Source organism: Cytobacillus horneckiae (assembly GCF_002835735.1).
Lineage (GTDB): Bacteria > Bacillota > Bacilli > Bacillales > Cytobacillaceae > Cytobacillus > Cytobacillus horneckiae.
This window is the reverse complement of record NZ_PISD01000028.1, coordinates 1-18,010: the sequence shown is the minus strand read 5'-3', so window position 1 is coordinate 18,010 and position 18,010 is coordinate 1. Positions and strand designations below refer to the sequence as shown.

Sequence of the window (18,010 nt, the reverse complement as noted above, 5' to 3'; positions counted from 1 at the left end):
ATTTTTGAAGGGTTGGTATGGCTGCTCGTGCGTCCAAATAAAAGCATAGATAATAAAACTTCACATGTAGCTTAGAATGCTATAAAAATGCTTACAGAAAAGAAGAAATTGAAGGATAAATAGATTATAAATCTAACTTAGTAATTGGCATTCATCGTTTACTAATTAAGTATGAATGCCTCTTTAATACTAGGAACACAATTTTTTTTATTTGTTTTGTTAGCAAAATTTTTCTGTTTGTTCTTTCCTTTTGAGATATGCTTACTATTATTTTTACGAGAAAACATTTGATAAAACTTATAAAAAGCATATAGTCCAATTACTAAAAAAATTAAACTTATTAATACATGCATAAAATAGATAGCATTCATTCTAAAAAATTACTACTCATTATATATTGGAGTATTTTCTACAATTGTTTTGAATTTTGGTCCACGCTAAAATTTGTTGACTGGTTGTTCTAATTTAGAGTTAGTATTTATCATTTTATACCAATTCTACTTTCGTATTAATATATATTAAAAACAATTTTTTAACATATAGCTTCCTCTGAAAACCGAAAATGAAAACAAAGAAGGACACATACCAAAGATGGGGATGTGTCCTTCTGGTTTATGCTAGCTTTGATGCCCCTACTTTGATGAATACATATTGCAGTGTTTCATCGCCTGAAATGACATGGTAGAAGGGAGTAGCCTGATTTAGTTGATGCTGATTCATATAATCGAGCAGCATGTGGTAGGCGATTTCTGTATTTTTTTCAAGCTGGTTATAAAGGCAAATCGAAACCATATCTTCAATGGCATAATAGCTATGTATATACATATCATTTTTCTCGTCTATCGTATCCTCTACAATGGGCATAAAAAACTCAGCGTTCACCATTTCATCCATTGGTACATTGTTGATGGAATAAAATAATGGACCTTTGATGTTAATATTATGCTGTACAACTTCTTCAAGAAATAGCTTAATGATGTCATTGATATTTTCATAGTGAAACCGGTACTTTTTAGAAACAACATTTGTAAAACGGATAGAGTCAGCAGGATTAATCATGACTGTTCTCCTTTAAGATAGGGGCATAAATGTCAATCATTCCTTCGCCATAAACATCTAAAAAGATATTGTAGAAGGGTTCAGCTAATGTTAGATTATAGTTTTTAGCCGCTTCCCTCAGAAAATCATAGGAATCTTCCATTTCCTCATCCATGTCCGCATGTCTAAGTGATAAGCCATCATCAAATGTCCACTTTTTAAAGAATTGATATTTATCATTCGCATCGATTTCAAGTTCCATATTTACAGATGTGAAAAATGTATAATCGGCTTCATTTTCAGACTGGTCAAAGTTTGATACTTGATAAATGATTGGACCAGTACTATAAAGGTTGTTTTTAATAATGGCATTTCTAAAGTCCCTCGCTATAAGGTACCATTCATTAGTTTTACATCTTGATTTCGTACTGAGTACATTATGGAAAACGATAGGAGCTCTTTTTATTTTCATTTTTTCTTACTCCTTGCCTTTTTTTGAGTCCCTTTTTTACTAGCCTTTACTTGTTGGGCTTGTTTTTTTGCCATGAGCGTTTCTCTTGGTGTCTCTTTTAACGGGCGCCTAGGCATTTGTATATGAAAAAATTCAAATTTCAATTTACAGTATGTAAGTAGAAAAAACTCTGGCAATGCGAATGCCATTGTGTATTGAAGAATAACTGCTAGCAAGAGACCAAAATAGACTGCTCCAACCTGAGCGAATTCACTAGTAGAATTAGAAAGTGTTCTGGCAATTGATCCACCCATCATAGTAGCACCGAATATAATAGGGAGGCTAACAGAAGCTTTTGATTGTTTAAAATCATATAATCCTTTACCGCCTTCACGGAATTCTCCTTGCTGGACTCTTTTTATTCCTCGCAGTGTAGAGATGATTAAATAGATTAATCCACCCATAAATAAAGCAAATCCAGTGGACTTTATATGACTCGGGTAAATATCCCCTTCACTAATAATGGTCATGCTAGCATACATGTCAATTGACATTTTAAATGCGGCAATACTTAAAAATATAGATTGGGCTTTTTGAAATCTATAAGCCATCGTCTCTTTCGAATAAAAAAGGGCAATAATCAATTGAATGATTAGACTCGCTAGACAAATATTTGCAAAAAGAAGCCACGAGGGTCGTAAATGATAATCGGTACCATAAACCCCCCAGATAACTATGCCATTCGTTAACAAGCTAATAAAAAATGTGGTCCATAGAAATGATGAAGCCTTATTTGGACGCAACCGGCCAGTTGCAACTGATCTAAGCTGATAAAAATCTTCTTCCTTACATTGCTTTAACATATAAGCCTCCTGAAACTACCAAAATATCTTATCAAGTTTTTTTCCGACATTTGAAACTGCATTTCCTATTCCATCTACCGCTTTACTAGCCAAATCTCCTCCTACATCTACCCCCTTGTTAACTAGGTCTTTTGTGGCCTGTACAACACTTCTTGGCGGATCGAAGATAGAGAGTTTTAAATTTGCAAGTAAATATAATCCAGCACCAGTAACAGCTCCGACAACGGTGCCAGCAGGAGGAAGTATGGCTGAACCCGCTGCTGCTCCTACGGCCATTGCTGCGGCTCCCGCTCCTAAATCGACTGTCGTATCAACTGTAAACTTTTTAATTTGTTCACCACTGGTATAATCCCATTTGCCTGTCTTATCATTGTAAAAATTGCTTGTTGCATTATCAAAGACGGTTAGACCAATTCCCGCTATGCCGGCACCTTTACCAAATTTGGTCAATTTTGAAGCATCTTTCCACCCTTTAAAGCTTTCCCAAATTTTCATTTCATTTTTGAAGGTCGTACCTGCCACTTTTATAAAGGGATCTTCTATGCGCTGTACATATCTGGATAAATCATCAAATTGGCTATTGATAAATTTGTTGCTGCTGCTTCGAAACCTTTTTAATAATCTATTGTCATATAGTGGAACACCTTTAGTTAATAATTCAGTAACAAAATTGCGTTTCCATTTCCAGCGGCCGCCCATGTTTTCCTGAAGCATCTTTCGGTATTTTTCGTAATTGCGCAGGTTCAGAATCTCATTATTTTTATTTCTGATTTTGATAAAAACTTTTCCATCCTTATCAAACATTTTAAAGCTGAGATTTCCTATTTTTAATAGTTTACCAGAATTCATGATTGCTGCGCCAAAGCTGATTGTCGTGTTTCTTAGTAAAGTGATTAGATCATAATCCTCAAACATTTTGCCAAGTGTATTTGTATCAATGGATTTTGTGACTTCCTGCAAATCCTTTTCACTTAATAGGACGCCATTCTTTGCAAACCCTTCAAATTTACTAGTCAGCTTCTGCGTTTTCTGCAAGTCATTGTCAGCAGGCTTGAGGCTTTTTTTGCTGTTTGCGTCCAATTTCTGAAGGCCTTCCAACGTTTTTCTCACTTGCTGCCTGGAATCGCTGACCGTTTGATCGAATTGTGAGAGGCTGATCGGAGCCGGGCTGACCAGGTCGTTCACAGCATTCAAATGTCTATTAATATTATCCGCAATTTCATGGGTCAGTTGTTCAATTCTGTTTATGCCAGCATTTACGTCCTGCTCGATAAAACTCTCTCTTACCAATCCATCAGCTGATTCATAGGAATCTATAATGCTTTTAATTTCCTCGAGTTTTTCGGTATACGTATCTATAAATTCATCAAGGGAGAGAAGGATTGGGATATGTAACTGCATAAAGTTATCTTTAATGGCGGTTCCGCCTTCACCTTTTAAAGCATTATCCAAGTTAATCACTTTATTCATTGCATTGCGAATGGAGTGGACTTGATTTTTCTCTTCTTTCTTTTTGCTTAAGATGGTATCAATTCCATTAGTAACCTCAGAAACTTTTAATACTTTCATTTGATTGGTCCTTTCATTTCATTATATTCCTTCCTAAGCTCTGTTCAAATTCGATAAAATCTGCGATGCTTGTTGCCGCTGCGTCTTCAGCCTTTAATAAGAGGCTTTTGTATTGATGAATCATTTGATAATAAGTTGTTTCAATGTTTTCTAATTGCTGAAGGAATTCTAGGTTGGATTCATTGAAGTTTACAGCCGGTTTTGCTGTGTTCAGCTCGCCTGTCTTGGACTTGAGTTGATTAAAAGCCGCTTCAGTAGGACTCTGCTGAATTTTAATTTCCGTCATAACGTTAACCTCCGTCTTTCCCTTTATAATAGACAAATTTGGTAGTTGATGGATGCAATACTATTGGAATAGCCATTATTGATACTTTCTAATTGAGCTATTTTTTGTTCGATGTCTGACAAAATATTCTCTACCTGCTGAGTATTAATTGCCATATAGGATTGTTCCATATTCGTACGAATATTCTTAAATTCATTGGCATGCTTCCCTAACCATGCAGCTGAAAGGTCCGGCTCTGAAATCAGCCTTTTTTGCGACCAAAATTCTCCCTGCTCATGAGCGATGTTCGTCTTTGCTTGTGTCAATCGCTGAATCTTTTCCAGATTTGCTTGAATCTGAGATTGAAGGGCAGCCTTTTCACGATTTAAGCTGGCAATTAACATTTGATTTTCCTGCATTATGCTCACCTCACTCTGGTGACTTAGTATGATAATAATTGTAATTATACACTTTTTGCGTTTTGTGATAAACCATAAAAAAGGAAAAGAGGTATATATTGGTATAAAAGTCATAGTAGGTTTCGTTCGAATGTCTTTTGGATGTTTACAGGCAATTTTTTCGGGTCTTTCTTCTTGTGTTTTGTAAACTTACATTAAATCATCAGCCGTTTAACAAAAATATTTAGTGAAAAAGTAGTTGGCGGAATATAGGTCTTTAGTTTTGATAAAGGCGATACATTCCAAAATAAGGTGTAAATAGTTGCTGATGTTTGCCTGCTTATGTAAATTCGTGACTGTCTTACTGAATTTGCTATAATTTATTAATAAAGCGAGGTGCGAATGGATGCAAAAACTAATTTTTCACCCAAAATGGGACAAGACAATTTCTATAAAGGACCGCAAATTGATTGAGTTATGTTTCGCTGAGGCGGCTGTGATGGAAAATCAGCCAATCGAATTTACACCGTTATGGCATGCTAGGAATCATAAGCAAGAATTGCTCGTAACAGCAATTGTCCATAATACATCCAAACAGCCATTTTCCTTTCATGAGCGTAAAATTAGTTATCATGATAGGGCAGGAAAAGCGGCTGAGCATCAATTTTCAATCAAATCATTGATTATTGAGCCGCATACAAGTATGCCATGGACATTTATATTTCCATTGAACACGATAATAAAAGGTCCATTGCATGAAAATGCGAAATTAGAAATCTAATTCAATAAAGTTGTTGAATATTTTAAATTTTCATTTATAATAAAATTAAATAGATTACTTTTCGCCTATTCATTAGCTATTAAAAAACGACCTTTTTTAATAACAACTAGTGAACGAATGGCTGCCTTAAAAGATAACTATCATTTTTGATAGTTGTATTTAAGGCAGCCATTTTTGTTTAGCTTTGAAAGCGCTTAATAATAGGAATAACTTTGTGTCTAACAGGGGGATGGCATAAAAAAACAACACAAAGTTAACATAAAAGTTAATTTGAAAAATGGAGGGATTACAGATGCAGAAGGAAGCAGTGAAAAAGAATGAAAGAGTGGAAGAGGTATTCAATTTGTTCATCAAGCATATTCAGGCGTTTTTGCAAGAAGCAAAGCTGAATCACGAGGAGTACACAAATTTTGTGAAATGGGCGGACCGTTTAGGGCGCACGGGGGAGCTGCCGCTGTATGCAGACGTATTCTTGGAAACCCATGTTTTGCAGGCGATGTATACGGATAAGCCGGGAACGCAGCCATCACTATTAGGTCCGTATTTTATCGAAGGGTCTCCATTAATTGAACAAGTGCATGGACAGCCAATGGTGCTGACGCAGCGGGCGGATGAGGCTGGTGAAGTGCTGTATTTTAAAGGGAATGTCAGTGGTACAGACGGAAGGATATTGGCAAACACAAAGGTAGAAATGTGGCATAACGATCATTCGGCAACATACTCGGCGTTTGATTCCGATGCGCCAAAATATAATTTGCGCGGTCATTTTTATACGGATGAAAATGGCGATTTCCTTGTGAAGACAATTGTCCCGGTTCCTTATCCGATTCCGACCGATGGCCCTACTGGTGAATTTCTAAATTACATGGAGCAGCATCCAATGCGCCCTGCCCACCTTCACATCATGTTTGAAGCAGAAGGCTATGAAACGCTGATTACTCAAGTGTTCTTCGAAGGGGATGAGTGGCTTGAAACAGATGTGGCTGAGGGGGTAAGAGAAGACCTGATGACGAAGCTTGTGGATAAAGGAGATCATAAGGAAGCTTCATTAAATTTTGTTATGAGGCCAGAATAGGGACGAGGGCAGAGGTTTTTCCTCTGCTCCAAAAAAAGCTGTTGAATTTATTCGAAAATTATTACATAATATAAAAAACGCATACAAAAGCCTGTTTATTAACTATTAAGAATCACCGTTTTTAATGTACCTTAGTAAACGCAACGGCCTTTTAAAAATGAGAGATTACATCTATTTGTCATGTAATCTGCCATTTTTAAAAGGCCTTTTTTATGCAAAAAATGAAAAAGACTAAGGAGCTGTCAAAATGAAAATACGTTCAGTAGATATTTATATATTGGATATCCCTACCGTTCGCCCTCATCAGCTGGCGATGCACACGATTGTTGAGCAATCGATTGTCGTGGCGCGCGTGACAGAAGAAGCTGGGCTGGAAGGATGGGCAGAAGTGGCTACAATCGGGGGAGCTTCTTACGGGGAAGGAACGCCTGAAGCCATTAAAGCAAATATTGACCAGTATATTACCCCTCACTTAATTGGGAAAAACCCGAAACATTTTTCTAAAATCATGTTTGAAGTTTCTAGTGCTGTTAGAGGCAATCATTTTGCTAAAGCAGTTGTTGAAGCTGCGATGATTGATTTGGCTGCGAAAGGCAAAGAAGTGCCGGCATATGAATTGTTGGGAGGAAAAATTCATGATTCATTGCCGCTCGCATGGACATTAGCGAGCGGAGATACTGGCAAAGATATTGAAGAAGCAAAAGAGTTTTTGCAGCAAAAGCGCCATAAAATTTTCAAATTAAAAATCGGCAAAGGCGATCCTTATAAAAACGTAGACCACGTATTAAAAATTATTGCTGCAGTAGGCGATCAAGCGCGAGTCACAGTGGATGTCAATCAGGCATGGGATGAGACGACGGCCAATTATTGCATTGAGGCGTTGCAAGAGGGCGGCGTATCAATGGTGGAACAGCCGCTGCCTACTTGGAATTATGAAGGAATGGCTCGATTAACTGAAAGATTTAAGGTGCCGATTATGGCAGATGAGTCGGCGAATTCTGTGCATGAAGTCTATCAAATTGCTAAACATCGCTCTGGAAATTGTATCGCACTGAAGCCATGCAAGCATGGAGGATTGCTGGAGACGAAAAAGGTAGCGGCCATTGCGGAAGGCGCAGGCTTTGGCTTATACGGAGGAACGATGATTGAATCTAGCTTAGGCACGGCTGTTTGTGCGTCTGTTTATGCGACAATCCCAGCATTTGAGTTTGGAACTGAGCTGTTTGGCCCGATGTTATTTAAGGATCAAATAACCGTCAATGAGGTGAAATTCGAAAACTATGAGATTGTTATTCCTGACGGACCTGGCTTTGGTATGGAGATAGATATTGATAAAGTAAAGCATTATTCGAGGAATTGTTAAAAACATTCATTCAGTATTCGGAAGATTTTGATAGAATGAGGATAGATAGATATCTTACTTCCTGAAGGGGTGTTGAATCATGGCAATGGCAACAGCTTTTATAACGGCTTATGCAAAAGCACCGCAAAATACACCGATGTATGAAAACAATAAACAAATCGGTCTGATGCTTGAAGTGAATAAGCAAACACATATTGTTGTAAATGTAGATTCTACTTTTATGACTGATTTAGCAAAGGATTATTTAAAAAGGATGATTGTTGGTACTGACTTTAGCCGGGATATATCAGCATTAATTGACGATGTGGAAACAAACTGCGTTATTCCTTCCCAGCAGGCGCTCACTGTTGCCTTAAAGGTTGCTCATCAAAAATATCGGGATACTTTTTTGAAAAGTCATAAATAAAGCGATGTTAATCTTATATTTGCCTGTTTATTAACAATTAGGAGAAGTCCTCTTTTAATGTACCTTAATAAACATCTGGCCTTTTAAAAAGTGTGCAGCCATTCGTTTGAATGGAAACACCTTTTTAAAGGGCTTTTTTTGTATAAATGTAAGCGCTCTTTTAAAGGAGGAATTTTAATGGAAAAATCTCTACGTACATGGAGTCAATCATTATGGTTATCGCATCAGCGTTCGAAAGATTTAATCACTTTTGCTAGTTTAAGAAAGGTGAAAACGGAAAGTCCAAAGGAAAGTGTTGACGCTGCTGTTTCTGACGGAGGAAATAAACAGAATGAAAAACCGGCTTATACAAAAAGCCAATTCGTTGGTCTGCTGCTTGGGCCATTATTATTTTTAATGACCGTATTTTTATTGCCGCTTCCAGGATTAAGTGAAGAAGGAAGAGCAGTTTTAGCCATTACGTTATGGGTATCAACCTGGTGGATTTTAGAAGCGATGCCTCTTGGCATCACTTCACTCTTGCCAATCGTTCTGCTGCCATTAATGGGGACAATCACTGGCGCACAAGCAACTGCAAGCTATGGGGACCCGAATATCTTCTTATTTTTAGGCGGGTTTGCCATCGCTTTAGCACTCGAAAAGTGGAAGCTTCATGAACGAATCGCATTAACAATTATTAGCTTTGTCGGTACGAGCACTTCAGGTTTAGTTTACGGCTTTATGTTTGCAACAGGCTTCTTATCTATGTGGATTTCAAATGTTGCTACTGTAATGATGATGATTCCGATTGGAACAGCGATCGCTTTCAAAGTGGTTGAATTGATGAAAAAAGAAGGCACTTATACTTTAGAGGAAGATAAGAAGTTTACGAAATCTATCGTTTTTTCTATTGGTTTCGGAGGCATAATTGGCGGGAGTGCGACGCTCATCGGAACACCACCCAACTTGATTTTAGCAGGGTTGATTAAAGAGATGTACGGCATCGAAATTTCATTTGCTAAATGGTTTTTATTCGCATTTCCGCTCATTCTCATCCTAGCTGTCTTTGCAGCCTTTTATTTAACGAAAATCGCCTATCCAATGAAAGTAAAAAGATTGGAGCATGGCCGACAATTTGTATTAGATGAAAAGCAAGCGTTAGGAAAAATGACTTACGAGGAGAAAATTGTTTCTATAGTATTTAGTTTAACGGCATTTATGTGGCTAACAAGATCTTTTATTTGGACAGATATTATTCCTGGAATAAGTGATACGATGATTGCCATGACTGGCGCGATTCTTCTTTATCTGATCCCGGCATCCAAGAAAAACGGAGGCAGAATATTGGAAAGTGATTCATTAAAACATATGCCATGGGATGTTCTGTTACTAGTTGGTGGAGGACTCGCCATCGCAGCTGGTTTTAGTGGAACGGATTTATCTACTTGGATTGGCAGCCAATTATTATTGCTTGAAGGAACGCCATACATTCTCATTCTGTCGATTACAACCATTTTAACGATAGGCATTACTCAGATCGCACCGAATACAGCTATCACAACGATTTTTGTGCCAATCGCGGCAACGCTGGCACTTGCGATTGATGCGCATCCTCTCCCATTAATGGCGGCGGCAGCCTTAGGAGCGGGTTTTGCATTCATGCTGCCGATTGGAACTCCGTCGCAAGCGATTATTTTCGGCACGGGGAAAGTGACTATCATGGATATGCTCAGAAAGGGGACATGGATTACGATCCTGGCGACAATACTAATCATCACGTTTATTTATTTCTTGTTCCCGATTGTTTTTGATCTGAATTTGTTGGAATTCCCAAGTGAATTAAAATAAATCGAGTGCCTGGTTCCTGCAGCGTGGGGACCAGGCATTTATTAGTTTGAATACAGCCTTCATGTCCCCATTTCCATTTCAAGTAAACCTAGATGTCAGTGTTTAAGGGCACACTAATTAGAGAATAAATGGAATGTATCTAACTAATTTGCTACATTAATATTAAAAAGCTATTAGGAGCTGAGAATTGTGATAAATTTACCCATCGTCAAAGCAGAAATGCTTATAAGAAGACCTGTTGAAGAGGTGTTTGAAGCTTTCGTGAATCCTGAAGTGACGACAAAATTTTGGTTTACTAAAAGCAGCGGGAGATTAGAAACGGAAAAGCTTGTAACATGGGATTGGGAAATGTACGGAGTATCAGACCAGGTATATGTTGAAGATCTACAGCTAAATAAGCGTATCTTAATCAAGTCCTCAGACAGCACTAAGACTGAGTGGGTTTTTGATTCAAGAACGAATAAAGAAACGTTTGTAACGATAGTAAATTCAGGGTTTAAAGGAAATGAGGATGATATTGTCAATCAAGCGGTTGATTCCATGGGCGGATATACGATGGTCCTTTGTGCGCTAAAGGCGCTTCTTGAGCATAATGTGATTTTAAATGCAGTATTTGATAAAGCACCTGACGCTCATACAAAATGATAAAAGGAGACTCTAGTGGAGAGTCTCTTCAGGCTGCCGAGAAACTTATTTTCAAAATCAAAATGATGAAGTTTGGCATTTTCTGAGGCCTACCATGCACGAGCATCGAGACGCTACGTCGGCAAGCAGTACCCGAAATTCAGGACACCCTGGGCACTACGCCTAAAAATAGTGGGACTGTTTTGCCACTCACGAAGGAGTCGGCGGACACCTCTCCAAACGCAAAACTTTAAGGGGACTCTAGTAAAGAGTCTCCTCAAAGTTTTTTATTCATCAGCTTCTTCTTGCTGTCTGTTTGTTTGGGTAGGGAGTGTGTTCCAGAAGCTTATGTCAGCATTTTCAATTGATTCTGTTGAAATGGAACGAACGGTTGCATCTAATGTCTCAATCGTTTGCTTAATAAGATAGCCGTTGCTTTTTTGCCCAAGTACATATGACTCAAGATAGTGATCGGACATGCCGCGCATTTCAAATAGAAGTGTGGCAATATCGTAGCGTACTGCGATCCCGTTTCTGCCGATATTGGCTCCAGAGCCGCCGTTGTATTTTCCTATATGTCCCCATCCTTTAGGTTCAAGTGTATTGTAGACGACAGAACCGAGCTTCTTAGAGCGCTCAACCACTTCTGGTTTTACTTGGGCGTTTGTTGGATAAAGAATGGATCCAGATACAAGCTCGCCGTTTGTTTCACTCAATGCCCCTTGATGGTGGAGATCAATCATATAGTCGATATCATATTTTTGTAAAACATTCTCATGTAGCACTTTTGCTTCAAGCTCCATTTCCGCTGGATCTTTATCATGTTCGCGGTTCAAATCGACATTATTTGCATTATAGCGAGTTAAATGGCGGTCGCCATCAGCAATGTAATCTTCTAATGAAAAATCCACGTCACCCATTGCTCCATCCGCATTTAGCATCGGTATAATCAGCACATTCACATGATCAAGAACGCCCTTTGTTTTCCCAGTTCCTAGGTGCTTGACATATTCAAGAGCGCCTTCCGTCGTTAATTGTTCGTTTCCATGCTGCTGAGTTAAAAATAGAATTGTAGGGTTATCGGGATTGGAGATGTATTTTGCCATATAAATATCCCGCCCCTTTACTGTTTGTCCAATCACTTCCAGCTCCATCAGCTTTTGTTTGGCTTCCTGTTTTTTTAAGTAATCTACCATACTATCATATGTATGCAAAATGGATGTTTGTACAGATCCATTCCCTGGCATAGGTCCATTGCCGACAGCGCTTACAGATGATGACCCTGCTGCCATAGCCCCGAATACCATTAATCCTGACAAAGAAACGGTTAATACTTTATTTTTTAAATTCAAATCATGTCCCCCGTTCTATAATAGCTAGTTCTCTATATCTCTATATCATTCTAAATATTTACACTATTAAAGTTAATAGCCTAATTTCCTTAATGTTTCGACAAAAATTTCGTGAAAAATTGGAACTTCTAGAGGACTATCCTGCTGAGTTTTTAAATGAAATATGTGAAAGCAATATTTATAGAAAAGAAATCGGATAAATAGAGCTAGAACGAAATTTCCTGTGAGGCTTTTGATTATTTCGGAAGATTAAAAAACAATTTGAAGTAGAACAGAACCGAGAACTTCGGGTGAATAATAAGCTGAACAAAACCGAAAATTTCAGGCGATAACGCGAAATTATTCTCCTGAAGCAGAGCAAAACAGAGAGCGTAAGAGTAATAATTATGGTCCTATTAGTATTAAAAGAGGTTAATAATTGTTCTATCAATTGGTATTAATTCTATTGAATAAATGAAAAATTGTGTTTAATAGTTTAAAATATCTTTATTTTAGGTATTAAGTAATGGTTGAATATAACTATGTAAGAGTTTTACGTATGTTAAATAAAATATATAACCTTGGGGGTATGATAAGTGTTTAAGATGTTTAAAATGAAAGAAAGCTCATTTAACGAGTTAGTAAATGAATTCAATGTAGAATTAATTACAACTCATCCATCGCTAGCAGCAAAGATAAAAATGCTTGATATTAATGTGGAAGAACTTCAAATTATCGCCAGTCTGCAAACGTTGGTAAAGCAAAATATTTTACTCATTGTAGATTCTTTTTACAGCACGATCTTTCAAGTTCCTGAGCTTGAGAAAATTATTCATGACCAAAGTACAGTAGATCGGCTAAGGACAACGCTGAAGGACCATATAATTGACCTTTTCAGCGGGAAAATTGATGATCGTTTTTTTGAGAAAAGATTAAAGGTAGCTAAAGTTCATTACCGTATTGGTCTGAGGCCGGAATGGTATATGGGTGCTTTTCAAGACTTGCTAGAATCACTAATGAAACTAATCAACGAGAATAGCAGTACAAAAGATGAAGTGTATGATAAGCTGAAAGCGGTTTCGAAAATAATGAATTTAGAACAGCAAATTGTGCTGGAGCAATACGAAAAAGAGAATCAGAGACAACTTGAAAATCAGTATGAAAAGGTCAAAAAGGAAGTTAAAGAAAAGATTATCGTCATCAGTTCAGAGCTTGTAGCATTATCAAATGAAACGAATCAATCTGTCAAAGAATTAATTGACAGCAGTAAACAGGTTTATAGGCTGGTTGGGCTGAGCAATGAAGTGTCAAATGAGACTAAAGAGCAAGTAAGTCGGGGAAAAGAAGAGATGTTTTCCTTATTGGAAACGATTGAGGCCGTTGTTGATAATAATGATCAAATGGAGCAGACAGTTGAGCAGCTTAAGCAATCATCCGTTGAAATATTAAAGGTAGTGGAAATTGTACAAAACATCGCTGATCAAACGAATTTATTAGCATTAAATTCAGCTATTGAGGCAGCAAGAGCCGGTGAACATGGAAATGGGTTTGCAGTTGTTTCGCAAGAGGTAAAAAAATTAGCGGAACAAACTAAAGCCTCCATTAGCGATATTATGCAGCTTATTAATACATCAAGATCTTATTCAGAACTTGTCATTTCATCGATTAAAGAGATTAACCATGATATCCGTGAAGGAAAATTAAAAGCAGCGAAAACAGATGGAATGTTAGACAGTATATATGATGCTTCCTGTGTAAGTTTAAATCGTACACAGGAAGCACAAAGCCAAATGGAGAACTTAACCATTGTGATTGAGCAAATTGGTAGAGCAACTGATGATGTAGCTTCTTCTTCTGAACATTTGATAGAAGCATCCAATATTGTCTGAATGAGTTTGCCTCATTTGCTCCAGCTAAAAGCGCGGGTAACTGGATATTAGTATTTTTGTCATCTTAGGGTTGTTTGTTTGTCTTTTTAGACTTGCGAGTAGCCTTTTTGTTTTGCGGGAAATTACAAAAAATATGCAGAACGTTTCAGACAATATGTGTCTTTTCCCATAGGGTATCATACGATATAACACTTCTCACTCTATCTGAGAAAGGAGTTATATAGTTGGAAAAGACTAAACTTACAGGACGAATTGTAACACCTGATGATTCCGAATATGAGCAGGCAAGAGTTAACAAAAATTTAAGTGTTCCCAAATTCCCTAGAATCATCGTGTTTTGCCAGGATACAAGGGATATTTTAAATGCTTTGAAGATTGGCCTACCGCCTATTATGGAGAAAACTTTAAGCGGCTTCGTGAAATAAAAACAAAATACGACCTTACGGATCTATTTGAATTTCCACAGAGCATTCCATCTTTTTAAAAATGGATTTAGCATTACAGCAGAAGTGAAGTTTTGTGCCACCTTTTCAAAAAAAACGAAAGGAGCATAACCGCTCCTTTCGATCTTTATTTATTTCCCTGGTTTAAACTTCACTTTCATCGCCTTAGCAATCATCACTGGCAAGTCAGTGTTTTCGTGCAAGCCAGCAAAAAGATCAGAGCCTGGCCCGTATGCATATAAAGGCACATCTGTACCAGTATGCCCAGTACTTGTCCAGCCGACTAGCGCTCGTTCTGATATGACCTTGTTAATTTCCATTGATGGATTTTCAGCTAATTTAATCCTATTGGCTTCATCATTCGTTAAGTCTAAAGAAGTATATTTCTTAACTACCTTTTTAACATTGCTGCGTTTTTTGTTCAGTTCGTTTGCCATATAGTCTCCAGTAGCGGTTACATTACGAAGGATTTCTGGGTTTGCATCACCTTTTCCATATCCGCCAACAGACATTCCGCCAGTGTCATGATCGCCAGTAACAACAACTAGAGTATTGCCATCCTTCTTAGCAAACTTAACTGCTTCAGCGACTGCATCCTCGAAAGCTTCACTATCCTTCATTGCCCAAGCTGCATCATTATCATGACCAGCCCAGTCAATTTGGCTGCCTTCAACCATTAGGAAGAAGCCGTTTTTATCTCTTTTTAATACATCTAATGCAGATTTAGTCATATCTGCAAGACTTGGCTGATTTGTTTCATCGCGATCTAATTCAGGCGCCATGCCTTCGTCAGCAAATAAGCCGATAAGCTTGTTCGTTTTTTTCGTGTTTTTCAGCTCATTTTTATTTGAAACGTATTTATAGCCATCCTTTTTTGCATCATTTAATAATGTTTCAGGGAAGTAATTTTTACCGCCACCAAGAATGACATCTACATCATTATCCAACAATTGAGGAGCAATTTCCGCTTCGTCTGCACGAGAAGCTACATGTGAAGCAAATACGGCAGGCGTTGCATGGGTAATCGTTGATGTTGCCACTAATCCTGATGATTTTCCATTTTTCTCCGCAGCTTCAAGCACGGTTTCTAAATCTTTGCCATCAGGTGAGGTGCTGATCATGCCGTTATTTGTTTTTACACCGGTAGCCATTGCCGTTCCAGCAGCAGCTGAGTCAGTTACCTTTGAGTTAGCTGAATATGTACGCTGCATTCCAACCAGCATGGAATCTAACACTGTTTCTTCTCCTTTATACCAGCGGTAGTTTGTTGCATAAGAAGTGGAATAGCCATCTGGTATCATAAAAATAACATTTTTGGCTTTTCCTTTATTAGGTATGGACTTTGCCTCTGCTTCAGGAGCAGATAAGCTTCCGGCAACACCGCCAACAGCAATGGTAGATACTAAAGCGAACGAGAGCAGCTTCTTTTTGATAGATTTCTTGAACATCTTTTATTACCTCCTCGACTATGTTTTACATTCTAAATATAGAAGAAGAGGATTAAGCCAATTTAAAGCGGAGGTGAACAATCTGTAAATGGAGGAAGAAAAGGTGAAATTACATCAATAGTCATTTTTTTTATATGAATAACTACCTAATTTAAACATTGTTTTATAGAGAAAAAGAAAATCTACCATAACATTTATTATCATAGTGAAACTTTCGGCCTAACTTTGAGTGCAAAGTGAAATTTACATAAATTCAATAATTTACAATTTCTACACTATTAATATATATTCGGATGGAAAGTAACCATTTTTTATCAGTTTAGAAGGGATGCGACTGTGGAGATAGAAAGATATACAAGATTAATGAAGGAAGCGGTGAATCCAATGAAAAACAGTAAACATGTATACAAAGAAGGCAGCTATAGATTTTGGCTTAATACGGAAACAGGCACCCTCCAAATGAAATTTGACGGCAACCAAGAATTATATAACGTGCCAAGAAAATCAAAGCTATACGCTCGTCTATTAAATGATTTTTTCGGTGCATTAGATGACCAAAGATTGAAAAAGACAAATACAGAGCAGAAGGGGCTGGCAGAACCGGATGAACTGTGAGTATATTGATGATTCAGGAGGTTGTATGAAAAATAAACCGGAAGTATGGCAGCCATTGTCTATTAATAAAATAGGCACTATATTCGCTCCAATCCCGCTAAAATGGTGGATTGCAGGCGGATGGGCGCTTGACCTTTATCTTAGGAAGCAAACAAGGCAGCATGATGATATCGATATTGTGATTCTCCAACGTGATAATAAAATATTGCAGCAATTTTTACATCCATAATGGGAATTGTTCAAAGCACATAAAGGAGAATTAATCCGATGGAGATCAGATGAGTTTTTGCATTCAAAGTACGATAACCTCTGGGTGCGGAAAAAAGGAGAAAAAGTTTGGTCTTATCAAGTTATGCTATTAGAGACAGATGGTGATTACTGGGTATATAAGCGTGAAAAAACGGTTCGTAAATTTGTAAACGAAATAGGAATGTTGTCGCCTGAAGGAATTCCTTATTTAAGACCTGAGATTCAACTTCTTTATAAAGGCGGGAGTTCGGTTTTGAGGGAGAAGGATGAGACGGATTTGAAGAATGTAATTTGGAAACTAGCAATCTCAGAACGGTTGTGGCTGAAGAAAGCGTTAGCTAAGCAGTTTCCTGCAGGGCATAGATGGTGCGATAGAATAGAAATGAAACGTTATGAATGATTAGTTTCCTAGGATATTAATGAAAATCACATATATTAACACTTAGTATTATAAGTTATTGTGCATAGTATTAATTTGCGTTATTATAGATAAAAAAAGGAAAAGAGAGGAAGAATGGCTATACAAACAACCCCGGCTTATCAAAAAATATATAATGTAATAAAACAAAAGATTGATGACGGTCTTTATAAAGTAGGAGAAATATTGCCCTCTGAAATGGAATTGGAGAAGTTGTTCACTGTGAGCAGGACACCAGTAAGACAGGCATTAAAGCAGCTTGAAAATAACGGAATTATATACAGAGTTCAAGGAAAAGGATCGTTCGTATCCAATAGACAGCCAAAGGAATCATGGACAAGCATGTCCGGATTTAGAAATCATTATTCTAATGAGTGGGAAAAAATATCAGTAAGAACCATCGAAGGAAAAGTGGTAAAAAATCCTCTATTTGCCAAGCTTCTTGAAGTAGACGAGGAAGAGAATCTCATTTACTTGAAAAGAATCAGGTACTTGAATAATCAGCCAATGTTTTATTTAGAACATTATTTGAGGCCGCTTATTCCGCTAAAAGATTATATGGAGAATACTTCTTTCTCATCGGTCCAACAACTATTAAAAGAAAAGAAAAATATAGATATTTTAGAAGTAGAAGATGAGATTGAGGCAGTCATTGCAGATCCTTATGTAGCAGGAGCCTTACAGATACCAGATTCATCAGCAGTGTTGAAAGGTACGAGAATATCATATGATGAAAATAAAGTCCCTATTGATTTAAATATATTCCATATAAATACTAAGACATGGAAGTATCATTCATATTATCGATACTAACGGGTGAAAAAGATGTCTATTTAAAAGAAAAGTTGTTCAATTTCTTTTAAATAGACATCTTTGTTTGTACAAAAAATAATACTTAGTATTATAAGTTGTTGACAATTTATAGTGTTATCATTTAATATTTAATTATTCAATTTT

At 37.3% G+C, this 18,010-nt stretch carries 20 protein-coding genes and 1 pseudogene; 13 read left to right on the top strand and 8 right to left on the bottom strand.

Annotated features, from left to right (window positions below):
- Nucleotides 1-612: 612 nt before the first annotated feature.
- From CWS20_RS13115 to CWS20_RS13090, 6 genes are read right to left on the bottom strand one after another with little or no spacing between them, the layout of a single operon-like run.
- Nucleotides 613-1,059 carry a DUF5085 family protein gene (locus CWS20_RS13115; protein WP_066193437.1) on the bottom strand — a complete coding sequence of 149 codons (447 nt, stop codon included), beginning with the start codon at nucleotides 1,057-1,059 and terminating at the stop codon, nucleotides 613-615.
- A complete protein-coding gene (locus CWS20_RS13110) occupies nucleotides 1,052-1,510 on the bottom strand; it encodes a DUF5085 family protein (protein WP_066193439.1) in 459 nt (152 codons plus the stop codon). The genes CWS20_RS13115 and CWS20_RS13110 overlap by 8 nt, the downstream gene beginning before the upstream one ends.
- Nucleotides 1,507-2,352: a hypothetical protein gene (locus CWS20_RS13105; RefSeq protein ID WP_066193441.1), complete on the bottom strand. Its 846-nt coding sequence runs from the start codon at nucleotides 2,350-2,352 to the stop codon at nucleotides 1,507-1,509. Before CWS20_RS13105 ends, CWS20_RS13110 begins: the two co-directional genes overlap by 4 nt.
- 15 nt (nucleotides 2,353-2,367) lie before the next feature.
- Nucleotides 2,368-3,921: an LXG domain-containing protein gene (locus tag CWS20_RS13100; protein ID WP_066193443.1), complete on the bottom strand. Its 1,554-nt coding sequence runs from the start codon at nucleotides 3,919-3,921 to the stop codon at nucleotides 2,368-2,370.
- Between the two features lie 13 nt (nucleotides 3,922-3,934).
- Nucleotides 3,935-4,207 (bottom strand): DUF5344 family protein, encoded by a 273-nt coding sequence (locus CWS20_RS13095; protein WP_066193445.1) that lies wholly within the window; start codon nucleotides 4,205-4,207, stop codon nucleotides 3,935-3,937.
- A gap of 23 nt (nucleotides 4,208-4,230) precedes the next feature.
- Nucleotides 4,231-4,605, bottom strand: coding sequence for a YwqH-like family protein (locus CWS20_RS13090; protein WP_066193448.1), 375 nt, complete (start codon nucleotides 4,603-4,605; stop codon nucleotides 4,231-4,233).
- A gap of 385 nt (nucleotides 4,606-4,990) precedes the next feature.
- Here CWS20_RS13090 and CWS20_RS13085 point away from each other — a divergent pair, with 385 nt between their 5' ends.
- From CWS20_RS13085 to CWS20_RS13060, 6 genes are all read left to right on the top strand, one after another.
- The gene (locus CWS20_RS13085) at nucleotides 4,991-5,365 is read left to right on the top strand and encodes an SLAP domain-containing protein (protein WP_066193450.1); all 375 of its coding nucleotides are present in this window, start codon (nucleotides 4,991-4,993) and stop codon (nucleotides 5,363-5,365) included.
- 292 nt (nucleotides 5,366-5,657) lie between these two features.
- Nucleotides 5,658-6,440: a dioxygenase family protein gene (locus CWS20_RS13080; protein ID WP_066193453.1), complete on the top strand. Its 783-nt coding sequence runs from the start codon at nucleotides 5,658-5,660 to the stop codon at nucleotides 6,438-6,440.
- Nucleotides 6,441-6,687: 247 nt separating this feature from the next.
- Nucleotides 6,688-7,803 carry a muconate cycloisomerase family protein gene (locus CWS20_RS13075; RefSeq protein ID WP_066193455.1) on the top strand — a complete coding sequence of 372 codons (1,116 nt, stop codon included), beginning with the start codon at nucleotides 6,688-6,690 and terminating at the stop codon, nucleotides 7,801-7,803.
- A 79-nt stretch (nucleotides 7,804-7,882) separates the two neighbouring features.
- A complete protein-coding gene (locus CWS20_RS13070) occupies nucleotides 7,883-8,209 on the top strand; it encodes a DUF3870 domain-containing protein (protein WP_066193456.1) in 327 nt (108 codons plus the stop codon).
- Between the two features lie 177 nt (nucleotides 8,210-8,386).
- The gene (locus tag CWS20_RS13065; RefSeq protein WP_066193458.1) at nucleotides 8,387-10,036 is read left to right on the top strand and encodes an SLC13 family permease; all 1,650 of its coding nucleotides are present in this window, start codon (nucleotides 8,387-8,389) and stop codon (nucleotides 10,034-10,036) included.
- A 219-nt stretch (nucleotides 10,037-10,255) separates the two neighbouring features.
- A complete protein-coding gene (locus CWS20_RS13060) occupies nucleotides 10,256-10,681 on the top strand; it encodes an SRPBCC family protein (protein ID WP_066194286.1) in 426 nt (141 codons plus the stop codon).
- A gap of 266 nt (nucleotides 10,682-10,947) precedes the next feature.
- On the opposite strand, the gene CWS20_RS13055 is transcribed toward CWS20_RS13060, so the two are convergent.
- The gene (locus CWS20_RS13055) at nucleotides 10,948-12,012 is read right to left on the bottom strand and encodes a M14 family zinc carboxypeptidase (protein ID WP_066193460.1); all 1,065 of its coding nucleotides are present in this window, start codon (nucleotides 12,010-12,012) and stop codon (nucleotides 10,948-10,950) included.
- A 584-nt stretch (nucleotides 12,013-12,596) separates the two neighbouring features.
- On the opposite strand from CWS20_RS13055, the gene CWS20_RS28470 reads away from it, so the two are divergent.
- The 3 genes and pseudogenes from CWS20_RS28470 (at nucleotide 12,597) to CWS20_RS29190 (ending at nucleotide 14,364) form a co-directional block, all read left to right on the top strand.
- The gene (locus CWS20_RS28470) at nucleotides 12,597-13,880 is read left to right on the top strand and encodes a globin-coupled sensor protein (protein WP_241504182.1); all 1,284 of its coding nucleotides are present in this window, start codon (nucleotides 12,597-12,599) and stop codon (nucleotides 13,878-13,880) included.
- Nucleotides 13,881-14,104: 224 nt separating this feature from the next.
- Nucleotides 14,105-14,254 (top strand): annotated as a pseudogene (locus CWS20_RS13045) (FAD-binding oxidoreductase); the annotation flags it as partial.
- Complete coding sequence (locus CWS20_RS29190) at nucleotides 14,218-14,364, top strand: BBE domain-containing protein (protein ID WP_083957258.1); 147 nt, start codon at nucleotides 14,218-14,220, stop codon at nucleotides 14,362-14,364. The pseudogene CWS20_RS13045 and the gene CWS20_RS29190, both read left to right, overlap by 37 nt.
- A 90-nt stretch (nucleotides 14,365-14,454) precedes the next feature.
- On the opposite strand, the gene CWS20_RS13035 is transcribed toward CWS20_RS29190, so the two are convergent.
- Nucleotides 14,455-15,771 carry an alkaline phosphatase gene (locus CWS20_RS13035; RefSeq protein ID WP_083957259.1) on the bottom strand — a complete coding sequence of 439 codons (1,317 nt, stop codon included), beginning with the start codon at nucleotides 15,769-15,771 and terminating at the stop codon, nucleotides 14,455-14,457.
- Nucleotides 15,772-16,107: 336 nt separating this feature from the next.
- Here CWS20_RS13035 and CWS20_RS13030 point away from each other — a divergent pair, with 336 nt between their 5' ends.
- From CWS20_RS13030 to CWS20_RS13015, 4 genes are all read left to right on the top strand, one after another.
- The gene (locus CWS20_RS13030; protein WP_241504180.1) at nucleotides 16,108-16,386 is read left to right on the top strand and encodes a hypothetical protein; all 279 of its coding nucleotides are present in this window, start codon (nucleotides 16,108-16,110) and stop codon (nucleotides 16,384-16,386) included.
- A 25-nt stretch (nucleotides 16,387-16,411) separates the two neighbouring features.
- Nucleotides 16,412-16,615, top strand: a complete 204-nt coding sequence (locus CWS20_RS13025; protein ID WP_158237005.1) for a nucleotidyltransferase domain-containing protein — start codon at nucleotides 16,412-16,414, stop codon at nucleotides 16,613-16,615.
- Nucleotides 16,616-16,672: 57 nt separating this feature from the next.
- On the top strand, nucleotides 16,673-17,035 hold the full coding sequence (locus CWS20_RS13020; protein WP_083957261.1) for a hypothetical protein: 363 nt from the start codon (nucleotides 16,673-16,675) through the stop codon (nucleotides 17,033-17,035).
- A 114-nt stretch (nucleotides 17,036-17,149) separates the two neighbouring features.
- Nucleotides 17,150-17,866 carry a GntR family transcriptional regulator gene (locus tag CWS20_RS13015; protein ID WP_066193465.1) on the top strand — a complete coding sequence of 239 codons (717 nt, stop codon included), beginning with the start codon at nucleotides 17,150-17,152 and terminating at the stop codon, nucleotides 17,864-17,866.
- The last annotated feature ends 144 nt before the right edge of the window (nucleotides 17,867-18,010 follow it).

Bases quoted from the DNA above. Each gene is read 5' to 3' on its own strand.
- CWS20_RS13095 (WP_066193445.1), bottom strand. From the start codon at position 4,207: ATGACGGAAATTAAAATTCAGCAGAGTCCTACTGAAGCGGCTTTTAAT.
- CWS20_RS13015 (WP_066193465.1), top strand. From the start codon at position 17,150: ATGGCTATACAAACAACCCCGGCTTATCAAAAAATATATAATGTAATA.
- CWS20_RS28470 (WP_241504182.1), top strand. From the start codon at position 12,597: ATGTTTAAAATGAAAGAAAGCTCATTTAACGAGTTAGTAAATGAATTC.
- CWS20_RS13035 (WP_083957259.1), bottom strand. From the start codon at position 15,771: ATGTTCAAGAAATCTATCAAAAAGAAGCTGCTCTCGTTCGCTTTAGTA.
- CWS20_RS13025 (WP_158237005.1), top strand. From the start codon at position 16,412: ATGAAAAATAAACCGGAAGTATGGCAGCCATTGTCTATTAATAAAATA.
- CWS20_RS13080 (WP_066193453.1), top strand. From the start codon at position 5,658: ATGCAGAAGGAAGCAGTGAAAAAGAATGAAAGAGTGGAAGAGGTATTC.
- CWS20_RS13090 (WP_066193448.1), bottom strand. From the start codon at position 4,605: ATGCAGGAAAATCAAATGTTAATTGCCAGCTTAAATCGTGAAAAGGCT.
- CWS20_RS13110 (WP_066193439.1), bottom strand. From the start codon at position 1,510: ATGAAAATAAAAAGAGCTCCTATCGTTTTCCATAATGTACTCAGTACG.
- CWS20_RS13115 (WP_066193437.1), bottom strand. From the start codon at position 1,059: ATGATTAATCCTGCTGACTCTATCCGTTTTACAAATGTTGTTTCTAAA.
- CWS20_RS13085 (WP_066193450.1), top strand. From the start codon at position 4,991: ATGCAAAAACTAATTTTTCACCCAAAATGGGACAAGACAATTTCTATA.
- CWS20_RS13065 (WP_066193458.1), top strand. From the start codon at position 8,387: ATGGAAAAATCTCTACGTACATGGAGTCAATCATTATGGTTATCGCAT.
- CWS20_RS13100 (WP_066193443.1), bottom strand. From the start codon at position 3,921: ATGAAAGTATTAAAAGTTTCTGAGGTTACTAATGGAATTGATACCATC.
- CWS20_RS13105 (WP_066193441.1), bottom strand. From the start codon at position 2,352: ATGTTAAAGCAATGTAAGGAAGAAGATTTTTATCAGCTTAGATCAGTT.
- CWS20_RS13070 (WP_066193456.1), top strand. From the start codon at position 7,883: ATGGCAATGGCAACAGCTTTTATAACGGCTTATGCAAAAGCACCGCAA.
- CWS20_RS13060 (WP_066194286.1), top strand. From the start codon at position 10,256: ATGCTTATAAGAAGACCTGTTGAAGAGGTGTTTGAAGCTTTCGTGAAT.
- CWS20_RS13075 (WP_066193455.1), top strand. From the start codon at position 6,688: ATGAAAATACGTTCAGTAGATATTTATATATTGGATATCCCTACCGTT.